The 14,911-nt window shown below is 67.2% G+C and carries 12 protein-coding genes, 1 rRNA gene and 1 pseudogene; 10 read left to right on the top strand and 4 right to left on the bottom strand.

Annotated elements, in window-relative coordinates; all coding sequences use genetic code 11:
* Positions 1-72 precede the first annotated feature (72 nt).
* The 7 genes from gmd (at position 73) to ACLB1G_RS07840 (ending at position 7,896) form a co-directional block, all read left to right on the top strand.
* Positions 73-1,116, top strand: a complete 1,044-nt coding sequence (gene gmd, locus ACLB1G_RS07870; RefSeq protein WP_491626650.1) for a GDP-mannose 4,6-dehydratase — start codon at positions 73-75, stop codon at positions 1,114-1,116.
* 9 nt (positions 1,117-1,125) lie between these two features.
* Positions 1,126-2,061, top strand: a complete 936-nt coding sequence (locus ACLB1G_RS07865) for an NAD-dependent epimerase/dehydratase family protein (RefSeq protein WP_491626649.1) — start codon at positions 1,126-1,128, stop codon at positions 2,059-2,061.
* Positions 2,058-3,212 (top strand): glycosyltransferase family 4 protein, encoded by a 1,155-nt coding sequence (locus ACLB1G_RS07860; protein ID WP_491626648.1) that lies wholly within the window; start codon positions 2,058-2,060, stop codon positions 3,210-3,212. The genes ACLB1G_RS07865 and ACLB1G_RS07860 overlap by 4 nt, the downstream gene beginning before the upstream one ends.
* A gap of 7 nt (positions 3,213-3,219) precedes the next feature.
* Positions 3,220-4,338: a glycosyltransferase family 4 protein gene (locus tag ACLB1G_RS07855; RefSeq protein WP_491626647.1), complete on the top strand. Its 1,119-nt coding sequence runs from the start codon at positions 3,220-3,222 to the stop codon at positions 4,336-4,338.
* Positions 4,339-4,567: 229 nt separating this feature from the next.
* Positions 4,568-5,263 carry a winged helix-turn-helix domain-containing protein gene (locus tag ACLB1G_RS07850; RefSeq protein WP_491627258.1) on the top strand — a complete coding sequence of 232 codons (696 nt, stop codon included), beginning with the start codon at positions 4,568-4,570 and terminating at the stop codon, positions 5,261-5,263.
* Complete coding sequence (locus ACLB1G_RS07845; RefSeq protein ID WP_491626646.1) at positions 5,247-6,611, top strand: sensor histidine kinase; 1,365 nt, start codon at positions 5,247-5,249, stop codon at positions 6,609-6,611. The genes ACLB1G_RS07850 and ACLB1G_RS07845 overlap by 17 nt, the downstream gene beginning before the upstream one ends.
* Positions 6,612-6,657: 46 nt before the next feature.
* Positions 6,658-7,896 (top strand): aminotransferase class I/II-fold pyridoxal phosphate-dependent enzyme, encoded by a 1,239-nt coding sequence (locus tag ACLB1G_RS07840; RefSeq protein ID WP_491626645.1) that lies wholly within the window; start codon positions 6,658-6,660, stop codon positions 7,894-7,896.
* A 7-nt stretch (positions 7,897-7,903) separates the two neighbouring features.
* Here ACLB1G_RS07840 and ACLB1G_RS07835 read toward each other — a convergent pair whose 3' ends face one another.
* The 3 genes from ACLB1G_RS07835 to ACLB1G_RS07825 form a co-directional block, all read right to left on the bottom strand.
* On the bottom strand, positions 7,904-8,923 hold the full coding sequence (locus ACLB1G_RS07835) for a response regulator (protein ID WP_491626644.1): 1,020 nt from the start codon (positions 8,921-8,923) through the stop codon (positions 7,904-7,906).
* On the bottom strand, positions 8,920-11,661 hold the full coding sequence (locus tag ACLB1G_RS07830) for a sensor histidine kinase (RefSeq protein ID WP_491626643.1): 2,742 nt from the start codon (positions 11,659-11,661) through the stop codon (positions 8,920-8,922). Before ACLB1G_RS07830 ends, ACLB1G_RS07835 begins: the two co-directional genes overlap by 4 nt.
* 133 nt (positions 11,662-11,794) lie before the next feature.
* Entirely contained in the window at positions 11,795-12,769 is a 975-nt protein-coding gene (locus ACLB1G_RS07825) for an alpha/beta fold hydrolase (protein ID WP_491626642.1), read from the bottom strand.
* A gap of 175 nt (positions 12,770-12,944) precedes the next feature.
* Between ACLB1G_RS07825 and ACLB1G_RS07820 the strand changes: the two are divergent.
* Together ACLB1G_RS07820 and ACLB1G_RS07815 are read left to right on the top strand one after the other, a co-directional pair.
* A pseudogene (locus ACLB1G_RS07820) lies at positions 12,945-13,058 on the top strand (isopenicillin N synthase family oxygenase); the annotation flags it as partial.
* A 128-nt stretch (positions 13,059-13,186) separates the two neighbouring features.
* The gene (locus ACLB1G_RS07815; RefSeq protein WP_491626641.1) at positions 13,187-13,786 is read left to right on the top strand and encodes a LysE family translocator; all 600 of its coding nucleotides are present in this window, start codon (positions 13,187-13,189) and stop codon (positions 13,784-13,786) included.
* Between the two features lie 118 nt (positions 13,787-13,904).
* Here the strand turns inward: ACLB1G_RS07815 and ACLB1G_RS07810 are convergent, their stop codons facing one another.
* On the bottom strand, positions 13,905-14,363 hold the full coding sequence (locus tag ACLB1G_RS07810; RefSeq protein ID WP_491626640.1) for a hypothetical protein: 459 nt from the start codon (positions 14,361-14,363) through the stop codon (positions 13,905-13,907).
* Between the two features lie 481 nt (positions 14,364-14,844).
* On the opposite strand from ACLB1G_RS07810, the gene ACLB1G_RS07805 reads away from it, so the two are divergent.
* A 16S ribosomal RNA gene (locus ACLB1G_RS07805) occupies positions 14,845-14,911 on the top strand; the annotation flags it as partial.

Genomic DNA, 14,911 nt, shown 5'->3' with positions numbered 1-14,911 from the left:
CGTGAGAAACGTGGCATGTGCGCTCTGTTACAATATCGGGTCGTTATGAAGCGGATGTGATTGATTACTACTATGCAAATTCAAAAAAGAGCGGTTATTACCGGGATTACCGGCCAGGATGGCGCCTACCTCGCTGAACTGTTGCTGGGCAAGGGTTATCACGTGACCGGCACCTACCGCCGAACCAGTTCGGTCAATTTCTGGCGCATCGAGGAGCTGGGCATACAATCCCACCCTGCGCTCAAGCTGGTCGAGTACGACCTGACCGACCTCGGTTCCAGCATCCGCCTGATGCAGACCGCGCAGCCGGACGAGGTCTACAACCTGGCCGCGCAAAGCTTTGTCGGCGTGTCCTTCGAGCAGCCGGTCACCACCGCCGAGATCACCGGCCTGGGCGCCGTCAACCTGCTGGAGGCGATCCGCATCGTCAATCCGAAGATCCGCTTCTACCAGGCTTCCACCTCGGAAATGTTCGGCAAGGTGCAAGCCATCCCGCAAGTCGAGGATACCCCGTTCTACCCGCGCAGCCCGTATGGCGTGGCCAAGCTGTACGCGCACTGGATGACGGTCAACTACCGCGAGTCCTACGGCATCTTCGGTTCCTCCGGCATCCTGTTCAACCACGAGTCGCCGCTGCGCGGCCGTGAGTTCGTGACCCGCAAGATCACCGATTCGGTGGCCAAGATCCACTTGGGCAAGCTGGACGTGCTGGAACTGGGCAACCTGGACGCCAAGCGCGACTGGGGCTATGCCAAGGAATACGTGGAAGGCATGTGGCGCATCCTGCAGGCCGACGCGCCCGGCACCTATGTGCTGGCCACCAACCGCACCGAGACCGTGCGCGACTTCGTCAGCATGGCCTTCAAGGCGGTCGACGTGGCGCTGGAATGGACCGGCACGGCCGAGAATGAAGTCGGCACCTGCCAGAAAACCGGCAAGGTGCTGGTGCGGGTCAATCCGCAATTCTACCGTCCGGCCGAAGTCGAGCTGCTGATCGGTAATCCGGCCAAGGCCACCGCCGAACTGGGCTGGAAGCCGCACACCACCCTGGAGCAGCTGTGCCAGATGATGGTCGAGGCCGACCTGCGCCGTAACCGCGCCGGCTTCTCGTTCTGAGAGGCGCACATGGCTGACGCGCTGCAACTCCTTGCGCCCCTGCAGGAAGGCGCCGGCAAGCGCGCCCTGGTGACCGGCCTGGCCGGTTTCACCGGACGCTACGTGGAACAGGAGCTGCGCGCCGCCGGCTACGAGATCCATGGCACCAGCTCGCCCGGCAACGCGCCCGCGCCGGGCCTGCATCCGGTCGACCTGACCGACCGCGCCGCCGTGGCGGCGCTGGTCCAGCAGGTGCGCCCCCACGTGGTGGTGCACTTGGCCGCAATCGCCTTCGTGGCGCATGCCGATGCCGGGGAGTTCTACCGCGTCAACGTGGTGGGCACGCGCCACCTGCTGGAAGCCCTGGCGGCCCTGCCGCAGGCCGAGCGGCCTTCGGCCGTGCTGCTGGCGTCCAGCGCCAATATTTACGGCAATACCGATGTCGGCCTGATCCACGAAGACGTACCGGCCGCGCCCGCCAACGACTACGCCGTCAGCAAGCTGGCCATGGAGTACATGGCACGCCTGTGGCAGGACAAGCTGCCCATCATCATCGTGCGGCCGTTCAACTATACGGGCGTGGGCCAGGCCGAGAACTTCCTGCTGCCCAAGATCGTCGCGCACTTCCGCCGCCAGGCGCCCGGCATCGAGCTGGGCAACCTGCACGTATGGCGTGACTTTTCCGACGTGCGCGTGGTGGCCGCCGCCTACCGCGCCCTGCTGGCCGCCGCGCCGGCCGGCCAGACCTTCAACGTCAGTTCCGGCAACGCCTATTCGCTGGGCGAGGCGCTGGACATGATGGCGGAGATCGCCGGCTACCGCATCGCCGTGACCGTCAATCCAGCCTTCGTGCGGGCCAACGAGGTGGTGCGCCTGGTCGGCGACAAGCGCCGCCTGGAGCAGGCCGTGGGCGCGATCGCGCCGCCGCCGCTGGCCGAGACGCTGCGCTGGATGTACCAGGCGTGAGCGGCGCTTCCTCCCTGCTGCGGGTCGGGCTGTCCACCACCACGGTGGAACCGGCCCTGACCGGCAACCGGCTCGACGGCATAGGCGTGTACAGCAGGGCGATGCTGGCGCATCTGCCTCAAGCCGGCTGCCAGGTGCAGCCGTTTTCTTTTGCGCCGCCGGGCGGCGGCGCGCGCCTGGAAGTCGGGCGGCCATTCCCGATTTCCTTCCCGCTGGCCATGCTGGGCGACTTGCTGCTGCCGTCCAGCGCCCACCTGCAGGCGCCGGGCGGCCCGCTGGACCTCTACCACGCCACCGATTACCGCATCGTGCGCATGGCCTGCCCGGTGGTGGCCACCCTGCACGACGCGCTCACCATCCTGCATCCCGAATGGTGCAGCCCGCGCCTGCGCAAGTTGAAGAACTGGCTGCAGGTCAAGGCCGCGCGCAAGGCCGACCATGTGATCGCCGGTTCCCATTTCACGGTGCCGGAACTGGTGCGGTGCTTTGGCGTGGACGAGCGCCGCATCACCGTCGTGCCCTACGGCGTGGACCGGGCCTGGTTCGAGGCGCCGGCGCCGCAGGAGGTGCACGCCACCCTGGCGCGCCACGGCCTCAAGCCGGGCTATTACCTGTCGGTCGGCACCCTGCAGCCACGCAAGAATATCGAGCGCCTGTTGCAAGCCTACCTGGCGCTGCCGCCTGTGGTGCGGGCCGCACGCCAGCTGGTCATCGTCGGCATGCCGGGCTGGCGCAGCGACGACCTGATACGCCAGATCGAGGCGGCCCGCCAGCGCGGCGAAAACGTGGTGTGGCTGAGCAACCTGACCGACAGCGCCGAGCTGCGCCAGCTGTACGCGGGCGCCGGCGTGTTCGTGTTCCCCTCGCTGTATGAAGGCTTCGGCCTGCCGGTGGTGGAGGCCTTCGCCAGCGGGGTGCCGGTGGTGTCGTCCAACGCCACCTCGCTGCCCGAGGTGTGCGCCGGCGCGGCGCTGGAAGTCGATCCGCTCTCGGTGCCCGAGCTGGCGGCCGCCATGCTCGAGCTGGCGCGTGACGAGCAGCTGCGCACCCGGCTGCGCGCGGCCGGGACCCGCCGCGCGCTGGAACTGACCTGGGACGATACGGCCCGCCGCACGGTGGACGTGTACCGCCGGGTGCTGGCTGGCCGCTAGGAGCTGCATGCGCGTACTGCATTTCTACAAGACCTACTATCCCGACTCCTGGGGCGGGGTGGAGCAGGTGATACGCCAGCTGTGCGTGGGCACGGCGCGCGAGGGCGTGCACAACGAGGTGCTGACCCTGAGCCGCGATCCGGTCCCGGCCACGCTGGAGATCGACGGCCACACGGTACACCGGGTCGGGCTGGACTTCGAAGTGGCGTCGACCGGCTTTTCCTGGTCCGCGATACGCCGCCTGGCCGAACTGGCGCGCCAGGCCGACGTGATCCACTATCACTTCCCGTGGCCGTACATGGACCTGGCGCATTTCATGGCGCGTATCCGCACCCCCAGCGTGGTGACCTATCACTCCGACATCGTGCGCCAAAAGAATTTGCTGCGCGTGTACGCTCCACTCAAGCGGCGCTTCCTGGCCAGCGTGGACCGCATCGTGGCCACTTCGCCCAACTACCTGGCCTCGTCCCCGGTGCTGCAGCGCTACCGCCACAAGACCTGCACCATCCCGTTCGGCCTGGAGCGCGCCATCTACGCGGCGCCGCGCCAGGAGCGGCTGGACTACTGGCGCGACCGCTGCGGCGAGCGCTTCTTCCTGTTCGTGGGCGTGCTGCGCTACTACAAGGGCTTGCACATCCTGCTGGACGCCCTGGCCCTGGCCGAGTATCCGGTGGTGATCGTCGGCGCCGGCCCCATCGAGCAGGAACTCAAGGCCCACGCCGAGCGGCTGGGCCTGCGCCAGCTGATTTTCGCCGGGGCGCTGGCGGAGGAAGACAAGATCGCCCTGCTGCAGCTGAGCTACGCCATGGTGTTCCCCTCGCACCTGCGCTCCGAAGCCTTCGGCATTTCGCTGCTGGAAGGCGCCATGTTCGGCAAGCCCATGATCTCCAGCGAGATCGGCACCGGCACCACCTACATTAACATCGACGGTGAGACCGGCCTGGTGGTGCCGCCCAGCGATCCGCAGGCCTTCGCGGCGGCCATGCGCACCCTGTGGGAGCAGCCCGAGCGCGCTGCAGCCATGGGTATGCGGGCCGAGGCGCGCTACTGGGAACTGTTCACGGCGCAGCGCATGGCCCGTAGTTATACTGAGCTGTACCGAGAGCTGCTGTCCTCGGCAGCGTGACAGTTTGATCTGGCGCAAACGTGCGCCGCCAGGCTGCGCTTAAGATGGCCATCGAACTCCCGGCTCCGGTAGCGGTCCCACAAGACAACCCTGAGTGCTGACTGTCGTGCGACGCAACGACGCTGCCGGACGGGAGTTCACCCCGCCCCGCTACACCACCACCCTCACACTCACCCACAACGCCGCGCCCGGTTACAATGCAGGCTTGCTGCCCAGCCTGGAGAACCATGTGCGCTGCCTGGTCATAGAAGACGAAGCCGATACCGCCAATTACATCTGCAAGGGCCTGCGCGAAGCGGGCTGGCTGGTCACGTCCTGCGATAACGGCCCGGACGGGCTGGACCACGCCGTGGGCGAGGACTGGGACGTGATCGTCATGGACCGCATGCTGCCCGGTAAAGTGGACGGACTGTCCATAGTCGGCCGCCTGCGCGCGCTGGGCAAGCAGACCCCGGTCATCATCGTCAGCGCCATGACCCATATCGAGCAGCGCGTGTCCGGCCTGCGCGGCGGCGCCGACGACTACCTGTCCAAGCCCTTTGCCTTTTCCGAGCTGCTGGCCCGCATCGAAGCCCTGCTGCGCCGCACCAGCCCGGGAGCCGACGCCACCACCCTGCAGGTGGCCGACCTGGTGCTCGACCTGCGCACCCTGCGTGTGACGCGCGGCAGCAAGGCCATCGCGCTGCAGCCGCGCGAATACCGGTTGCTGGAATGCCTGATGCGGCACGCCAACCAAGTGGTGACCCGCACCATGCTGCTGGAATCCGTGTGGGACTACCACTTCGACCCGCAAACCAATGTGATCGACGTGCAGATCAGCCGCCTGCGCGCCAAGATCGACAAGGATTACCCGGTGACCCTGATCCACACCCTGCGCGGGGTGGGCTACCGCCTCGGACCGGCGCCGGATGCAGGCCTTGTTTAAGCTGCACGACTCGATCGCCGCCAAGCTGGTGCTGGGCTACGGCCTGCTCGGCACGGCCTCGATGGCGGCGGTGTCGGCGGTCTTCTATTTCGGCACCATAGGCGTGCTCGATGGCGATATCGACCGCAAGCTGGTGGCGCAGTCCGAACGCCTGGCGCAGCGCCTGGACGACGGCATGGCGGCGCTGGCCGGGGCCGTGCGCCAGCAGCTCAGCGACGGCATCGACAGCGAGCGCGAGATCTATCTGCTGCTGGACCCGCAGGGCCGCCAGGTGGCCGGCAACCTGACGCGCTGGCCGGCGCTGGAGCAGGGCTTGCTGAGCGCCGACGTGACGCGTGCCGGCCGTGTCATCGACGCCCGCCTGTACGTGCGCCGCCTGCCGCCGGGCGGGCTGCTGGTGGTGGGCCGTGACCAGGAAGAGCAGCAAGCCATACGCGGCCTGGTGGCGCGCGCGCTGGCGGCCGGCGCCGCCGTCTCGCTGCTGCTGACGGTGGCCGGCGCGCTGCTGTTCCGGCGCCAGGTCGAAGGTCGCCTGGGCGCCATCCGCCGTACCGCGGCCCAGGTCGAGACCGGCGACCTGAGTCCGCGCGTGCCGGTCAGCGGCAACGACGAATTCGCGCTGCTGAGCGGCGACATCAACCGCATGCTGGACCGCATCGAGCGCCTGATGGACGGCGTGCGCCATGTCTCGAACGCGATCGCGCACGACCTGCGCACGCCGCTGAGCCGGGTCCGGAGCAAACTGGACGATGCGCTGCGGCACAGTCCGACGGTGGCCACCCTGGGGACGGCCGCGCACGACGCCATCGACGATATCGACGACCTGATACGCCTGTTCGAGCGCCTGCTGCAGATCGCCGAGGCCGAGTCCGGCATGCGCCCACACACCTTCGAGCGCATCGACCTGCGCCGCATCGCGGCCGACATCACCGAGATGTACGAAGCCAGCGCCGAGGATGCGGGGGTGGCGCTGGTGCTGGAGCAGGGCGGGCCGGTGCTGGTGGACGGCGACCGCAACCTGCTGGCCAGCGCCGTCGCCAGCCTGCTGGACAACGCCTTGAAGTATGCCGGCGCCGGCGCCGTGGTGACCGTACGCGCCGGCGCCGCGGGGGCCCAGGCCTGGATCGCCGTGTGCGACAACGGCCCCGGCATTCCGGCCGAGGAAATGGGCCGCGTCACCCAGCGCTTCTACCGCCTGGACCAGAGCCGCCACCTGCCCGGCAATGGCCTGGGGCTGGCCATCGTGGGCGCCACCGCCGTACTGCACGGCGGCGCGCTGGCGCTGGAGGATGGCCATCCCGGCCTGGTGGCGCGCCTGCTGCTGCCGGCCTGGCTATCCAATCCGTAATGCGGCCGTAATCCGGCGGCAAGGCGCGGCCGCCTACCATAGCGGCATGCATGATCTTTCCGACATCGCAGCCTGGCTGCGCCACCATCCCACCCACCACGAATCGGCGGTGCACAGCACCTTGCCCGACCCCTGCTTCGTCAGCGGCGGCGAGCAGGTGGTGTCCTTCAGCACCAACAACTACCTGGCGCTGGCCAACCACCCGCGCCTGGTGGCTGCGGCCAAGGGCGGCCTGGACCGCTACGGCGTGGGCAATTGCGAATCGCGCCTGCTGGGCGGCGACCTGGAAGTCTACCGCACCCTGGAGGCGCGCCTGGCGGCCCTCAAGCACAAGAGCGACGCGGTGCTGTACGTGACCGGCTACATGGCCAACATCGGCGTGCTGTCGACCCTGGTCAAGGCCGCCCTGGTGGCGCGCCTGCACGGCTTCCGGCCCCGCAAGCGCCACAAGTACGCCTATTATTCGGACGAGTACAACCACATCAGCATACGCGAGGGCATACAGATGTCGGGCGCGCTGCGCCACACCTACCGCCACCGTGACATGGACCACCTGGAGTCGCTGCTGAAGGCCGGCGACGCCGAGGGTCATACGCCCATCATCGTCAGCGATGGCGTGTTCAGCATGGAGGGCGGCATCGCGCCGCTGCCGCAACTGGTGCAGCTGGCCGAGCGCCACGGCGCGCTGCTGTACATCGACGACGCCCACGCCACCGGCATCCTGGGCGCCAGCGGCGGCGGCACGTCCGAGCACTACGGCTGCTACAGCGAGCACATCATGCAAATGGGCACGCTGAGCAAGGCGCTGGGCGCGATCGGCGGCTTTGTCGCCGTCGACAAGGAAGTGGCCGACGTCATACGCCTGACTTCCTCGGCCTACGGCTTCACCTGCCCGCCGCCGCCGGACCAGGCGGCGGCGCTGGTGGCCGCGCTCGACCTGCTGGAGGAGGAACCGCAGCGCCGCCAGCGGCTGTGGGACAACCAGCGCTATTTCATCGCGCGCATGGCGCCGCTGGGCTACACCTTCCTGGGCACCGAGACCGCCATCCTGCCGGTGCTGATCGGCGATGCGGAACTGTGCCGCCGCTATGCGCGCGAGCTGCGCGCCGAGGGCATCCATGTGGACGCGATCCAGTTCCCGGCGGCGCCGGTGGGCCAGGCGCGGCTGCGCTTCATGATGAACGCCGGCCACACGCGCGAGCAGATCGACCGGGTGGTGGGCGTGATGGCGCGCCTGGCCGGGCGCCAGGCGGTGCTGCGCGCCGAGCCGGAACTGGCCGCCTGAAAGACCTCTAAGCCGGCGGCGCCGCCGGCGCGGGCTGTTCCGCCCAGCGCTGCTTGATCTCCAGCACCTGGTCCAGCCGGGCCAGGAACAGGTCCACCAGGCGCGGGTCGAAGTGCAGGCCGCGCTGCGCCTTCATGTGCTCGACGGCCTGTTCCACCGGCCATTCTTTCTTGTAGGGGCGGGCCGAGGTGAGGGCGTCGAACACGTCCGCCACTGCCACGATGCGGCCGCTGAGCGGGATCTCCTCCCCCGCCAACCCGTTCGGATAGCCGCTGCCGTCCCACTTCTCGTGGTGGGTCAGGGCCAGTTCGTGCGCCATCTTCAGCATGCCGCGCTGGTGCACGCCGATGATGTCGGCGCCGATGGTGGCGTGCGACTGCATGGTTTTCCATTCCTCCGCATCCAGCGGCCCCGGTTTCTGCAGGATGCGGTCGGGGATGCCGATCTTGCCCACGTCGTGCATGGGCGCGGCGTGCAGCAGGTCGTCGGCCTCGGCTTCCGTCATGCCGCAGGCCAGTCCCAGGATGCGGGCGTAGTGGCTCATGCGTATCACGTGCAGGCCGGTCTCGTTGTCCTTGTACTCTGCAGCCAGGCCCAGGCGCTGCACGATTTCCAGGCGCGAGCGCTTCAGTTCCTCGGCGCGCACCAGCGACAGATGGGTGCGCACGCGGGCCCGCACGATGGCGGGGCTGAGCGGCTTGGTGATGTAGTCGACGGCACCCACGTCGAAGCCTTCCACCTCGTCGGCGGAGTCGTTCAGGGCGGTGACGAAGATCACCGGAATGGCGGCCGTGTCGCGGCCGGCCTTGAGCTGGTGGCAGGTGTCGTAGCCGGTCATGCCCGGCATCATGACGTCCAGCAGTATCAGGTCCGGCTGTTCCTGGCGCGCCAGTTCCAGCGCGCGCGGACCATCCTTGGCGAACAGCAGGCGGTAGCTGTTCTGCAGCACCTGGCGCAGCAGCTGCAGGTTGGAAGCTTCATCGTCCACCGCCAGTATCAGCGGCAGCGACGGGGAGGAGGTGGTCATGGCGGGTCCGTGGCTAGGGTGTTGAGCAGGGTCTGCAGCTTTTCCTCGGCCAGGCCGAAGTCGAAATCGGCGATGGCGCGCTGGATCTGGGACAGCGCCAGCGCATGCGCGCGTGCGGCGGCCTGTTCGGCGTCACCGGCGCCGGGAGCGGCCGCCAGGCTGGCTTGCATGGCTTCCATGGCGCCATCGTCGAGGGCGCCGCGCTGCAGGGATGATATCAGTTGCGCGCCGGCCTGGCGGGCGGCGGCCAGGTCGGGACTGGCGTCCGTGCCGGCGGCGGGCGCCTGAGGGGCCGGCTGCGGCGCGCGCGGCGGATGGAGTGCGTCCACGGCCTCGGGCCGGGCCGGCGGCGGCAGCTGTTGCGGCGCGTCGGCGGGCCTCCCTCTGCCCGGTGGCGGCAGGACGTAAGCCTGGCCGGGGGCGGTGGCGGCCATGGCAGCGCGGCGGGCAGGCTGCAGCGGCAGGCTGACGCGGAAGGTGCTGCCTTCGCCGACCACGCTTTCGGCCCAGATGCGGCCGCCCATCAGGCCCACCAGTTGGCGGCTGATGGTGGTGCCCAGCCCGGTTCCGCCGTAGCGGCGCGCCATCGAGCTGTCGGCCTGGGTGAAGGGATCGAAGATGGCTTCCAGGCGCCCGGGCGCGATGCCGATGCCGGTGTCCTGCACCGCCAGCTGCAGCTGGCCCTGGGCGGCCCAGGCCCGCAGCGTGACGCCGCCGCTGGCGGTGAACTTGATGGCGTTGTCCAGCAGGTTGCCGAGGATCTGGCGCATGCGCAGCTGGTCGCCGTGCAGCGCGGCCGGCAGCGCCGGATCGTAATGGATATCGATGGACAGGCCCTTGGCGCGCGCATTGCCGCCATGGGTCGAGGCCAGTTCGTCGATCAGGGCCAGCAGGCTGTAGTCGTCCGGCTCCAGCTCCAGCGCTCCCTTGTCCAGCTTGGCCGTGTCCAGCACTTCGTTCAGCAGGCGCAGCAGGGCGCGGCCCTGGGTGCGGACGGTGTCCAGGTGGCGCCGCTGGGCTTCGTCCAGCTGGCTGTCCAGCAGCACGTCGGTGAAGCCGAGGATGGAGTTCATGGGCGTGCGGATTTCGTGGCTCATGTTGGCCAGGAAGCTGGCGCGGGCGGCGGCGGCCTGTTCGGCGCGCTCCTTGGCCATGCGCAGTTCCTGCTCCATCTGGTGGCGTTCGCTGATATCCAGCACCACGCCGTCTATCCAGCTGCGTTCGGGGTTGGCGTCGTCGCGGGTGACGGCGCCGTATTCCAGCGCCCAGCGCAGGCTGCCGTCGGCATGCTGGATACGGTATTCGACCTGGTAGGGCATGCCGGTGCCCAGGCTGGCGGCGATGGTGGCGCGCAGTGTGGCACTGTCGGCTGGGGCCAGCAGTTCAAAGTAGTCGCGTGCCGGGGCTGCGCCCACGAAGTCGCTGGCCGGATAGCCGGTCAGGCGCGCGATGCCGTCGCTGACGAATGCGGGCGGCTGGCTGAAATCGGTGCTGGCGCGGAAGGCGGCGCCGGGGATGTTGCCGATCAGGGTGCGGAACTGCTGTTCGCTGTCGCGCAGGGCCTGCATGATGGCGCGCCGCTCACTGATATCGGTGACGAACAGGACGAATATCTCGCGCCGCGCCAGGCGCGCGTGGCCCAGCACGTAGCGGATGGGCAGCAGGCTGCCGTCCCGCCGCAGCGCCGTCACCTCGCGTCCGGCGAGCGCGGGCGCGCCGTGGTGGCGCAGGTAGTGCAGCAGGCCATCGCGTTCGGCGCGCGCCACGTCGCCCATCAGCACGCGGATGTTCTTGCCCAGGATATCCTCGCGAGCCCAGCCCAGCATGCGCTCGGCGGCGGCGTTGAATTCCTCGATAGTGCCCTGGCGGTCGACGGTGATGACGGCGTCGGCGGTGGTGGTGAGGAGGGTGCGCATGCCGGCCTCGCTCTCGCTTTTTTGCAGGAACAGTTCGCGGTAGCGCAGCAGACCGTTGACGGCCAGGACCAGGATGGTGACGGCCACCGTGATCACGGTCAGGGCCAGCGCCAGGAAAGTGGTGTTGGTGGTGTAGCGCTGGCCGGGCGGGATCACACCCACGAAGCGCGCCGCCGCCATGCCGGTGTAATGCATGCCGGCGATGGCGCAGCCCATCACGCAGGCGCTGGCCAGGCCGCGTGCGACACGCGGCAGGCGCGGGCCACGCAGGCCGCGCAGTCCGAACCTGATCCAGATCGCCAGCGTGGCCAGCGCCACGGCCACCACGATGGACAGGGCGAACATCCAGGGATCGTAGCGCAGCTCCAGCGCCACCTGCATGGAGGCCATGCCGGTGTAGTGCATGGCGCCTATGCCGGCCCCCATCAGCAGCCCGCCCACCGGCAGCGACCAGCGCTGCAGCCGGCGGCGCGCGATGATGGCCAGGGCCACGCCCGATGCGGCCAGGCTGGGCAGCACCGACAGCAGGGTAATGACGGGATCGTAGGCGACGCTGGTGCACAGGTCGAAGGCCAGCATGCCGATGAAGTGCATGGCCCACACGCCGAAACCCAGCGCCAGGCTGCCGCTGGCCAGCATAGCGGCGCGCAGCCAGCGGCTACGGCCGGCCTGGGCCTGGGCCGTGGTCTGCAGCGCCATGTAGGATGAGAAGATGGCCACCAGCACGGACAGGGCCACCAGCGAGGGCGTGTACTGGCCGTAGTGGAGCAGGGCAGGATCCGGGGGCGGCGCGAACAGGTGCTGCAGGGAGGCCGTGGTCATGACAGGTAGCGAAGCTGGCGCGGGGCGCAGGGTAGCGACCAGCTTAGCATATCCGTGTGGAAACTATCCACGATTATCCACGGACAAAAGCCGCCTCGCGGGCGGCTTGTGGTGATGGCGCGACGCTATCGGATTACGATTTGGCGAAGGCCAGGAAGTCGGCGTTGAACTTGTCCTTGTGGGTCTCGGTCAGGCCGTGCGGGGCACCGGGGTAGACGATCAGCTTGGCGTTTTTCACGATCTTGGCGGAAGCCTTGCCGGCCGCATCGATGGGCACGATCTGGTCGTCGTCGCCGTGGATGATCAGGGTCGGCTTGTCGAATTTTTTCAAATCCTCGCGGAAGTCGGTTTCGGAAAACGCCTTGATCGAGTCATAGGTGTTCTTGTGGCCACCCTGCATGCCCTGCGACCACCACGATTGCACCAGGCCCTGCGATTTCTTGGCGCCGGGGCGGTTGAAGCCGTAGAAGGGGCCGGAGGCGATGTCCAGGTAGAGTTGCGAACGGTCGGCCACGGAGCCGGCGCGGATGCCGTCGAACACTTCGATTGGCAGGCCGCCCGGGTTGTCGGCGGTTTTCAGCATCAGCGGCGGTACGGCCGAGATCAGGCCCAGCTTGGCGATGCGCTTGGTGCCGTGGCGGCCCACGTAGCGCGCCACTTCGCCGCCGCCGGTGGAAAAGCCGGCCAGGATGATGTTCTTCAGGTCCAGCTTCTCGATCAGCTGGGCTAGGTCGTCGGCATAGTGGTCCATGTCGTTGCCGTCCCAGGGCTGGCTGGAGCGGCCATGGCCGCGGCGGTCGTGGGTGATGACGCGGAAGCCGTTGTTGGCCAGGTGGAACGCGGCCGATTCCCAGCTGTCCGAGCTCAGCGGCCAGCCATGGCTGAGGACCACCGGCTGGCCGTTTTTCGGACCCCAGTCCTTGTAGTAGATGATGACGCCATCGCGGGTGTTGATGGTGTCGGCGGTCAGTTCGACCTTAGCCGGGGCGGCCGCGGCGTCGGCGCCGACGGTGGCCAGTGCGGCGGCCGCCACGGCGGCCAGGCCGGCGCTGCCCATCAGTGCGGAGCGGCGGGCGGGGTTGATCTGTTCTTGTTCGCTGGTGGACATGATGGACTACCTTTCTGTGGTTGGTTGTTTGCGGCGTTGACCGTTATCGAGCCGGTAGAGCCATGGTAGGGCGTCCACCCGAAAGTGGATACGCCCAAAGGTGCAATCCCCCTTTGCAGAAATGTGGTTATGCCTAAAGGTGGAGACCATCCGCCAGCGCGGCTCAGGCCGGCGACGGGGCGGGCTGCAGGTCTGCCCCGGGAAGGAAATGGAGACGCAGGAATGGACCAGCATGGAGCCGGACGACGATGTCATCACCTGCAATATCGGGGACATGCTGATGCGCTGGAGGACGACCAGCTGGTGAGTGTACTGGTACAAGCACCATCACTACAGCGGAGATTATTGGTAAAAGTGTAGCGGTACTGTACTGGTGGCTTGGGCTAGCATGGATGTCCCGATTCCAGGAGAACGACCATGCAAGCCCTGCTTCCCTTCCTGCCGCTGGCGATGTTCGCCTTCGTGTCCTCGATCACACCGGGGCCCAACAACATCATGCTGACCTCGTCCGGGATCTGGTTCGGTTTCCGCCGTTCGATCCCCCACATGCTTGGCATCACCATCGGCTTCGGGGTGCTGCTGGCGATTTGCGCGGCCGGCATAGGCGCGCTGGTGATGGCGCTGCCGGCGGCGCAGTTGGCGCTCAAGGCGGCCGGCTCCGGCTACCTGCTGTACCTGGCGTGGCAGCTGCGCGCCATGTCCTTCGAGCGCCAGGCCGAGCAGGCCCCGCAGCCCATGGGCTTCGTGGCGGCGGCGCTGTTCCAGTTCTGTAACCCGAAAGCCTGGGTGATGGCGATTACCGGCGGATCGGCCTTCCTGCCGCAGGGCATGTCGGCGCCGCTGGCGGTGGCCGTGTACTGCCTGGTGTTCTGCGCCGTGAACTTGCCGTGCATTTCGGTGTGGGCAGGGGCCGGCGCGCTGCTGCGGCGCTATCTGTCGCAGCCCTTGTGGCGCAAGGTGTTTTGCGGGGTGATGGTGGCGCTGACCGTGTATTCGGCGCTGGCGATCTGGTTATAACAGGGGAGAGGCAATATGAGCATGGCGTCGTTGCGGCTGCCCGCCATGTTGGCGTGCCGCTTGGTTGCCGCAGCCTGCTGCGCCTTGCCCTGTCCGCGCTGAAGCGGCCCGGTTGGGCTTAGTAATCGAAGCGGCCGCCGGTGGTGGCCTTGGTTGGACGCGACATCACGACAGCGGCGCGCGATTCCTTTCGCCTCGCTTCGGCCGCCGCTGCAGCGGCCAGGCGGCGTTCCTCGGCCCGTTCGGCGCGCAGGCGTTCGCGTCGTTCCCGTTCGATTTCCATCTGGCGCAACTGGCGTATGCGCTGGCGTACTTCCTGGTGCTGGTTGATCTTCTGCACCACGGCGGCGAACCAGATCACAGCAATCAGGGCCAGTGTCAGGATGTAGCCATTTTGCCAGAGCGCATAGTTCTGGTCGATCATGGGGAACAGGGGACGGGCGCCGGCCAGGAAATCTTCGCCGAACATGCCTACCACGGCGGCCGCCAGGCCCCAGCCGCAGGTCTTCGCAAGGATCCAGCGGCAAGCCTTCGCTTGCTCGTCAAGGAGTTCCAGGGTGGCGGCTACGTCGTTCATGGGAGTCGGTACAGGTTGGGAGACTACAGGCCCTATTATGCCATTTAATTCTTTATGGAAATCAAGATTTCGCAAAAAGAACTAGTGTCGTTCTCTCAATACCTCGCCATGCCAAGATAGCATCGTCGAGATGCCTACTTGTCAGGTGCGTGCCTTTTGAGTTACAGTTCTGTCCCTCGCAAGACAACGCAGCAAAACGCGAAGTTGAACGGGGGTTGACGAGATAAACGAAACGCTGCATAATCTCGCTTCTCTGCTGAACGAACACAACGCTTCGTCAGCGACGCAGGACCGAAGTTCTTTAACAATTTACAGTCGATAAGTGTGGACGTTTGATGAAGTGCACGCGCAGTCTACGGATGGCGCGAAACTTAAAAAATCAAATGTTCACAAAAAGTATTGAAGTCAGTATTTTGAGTGGGCAAACTCGGACCAATGGGACGAGTTTGGATCAGAAATGATCCGACAAACAACAGAGATTAAACTGAAGAGTTTGATCCTGGCTCAGATTGAACGCTGGCGGCATGCCTTACACATGCAAGTCGAAC

The sequence above is a fragment of the Duganella kummerowiae genome (assembly GCF_053572355.1).
This window is presented reverse-complemented; position numbering and strand designations above follow the sequence as displayed.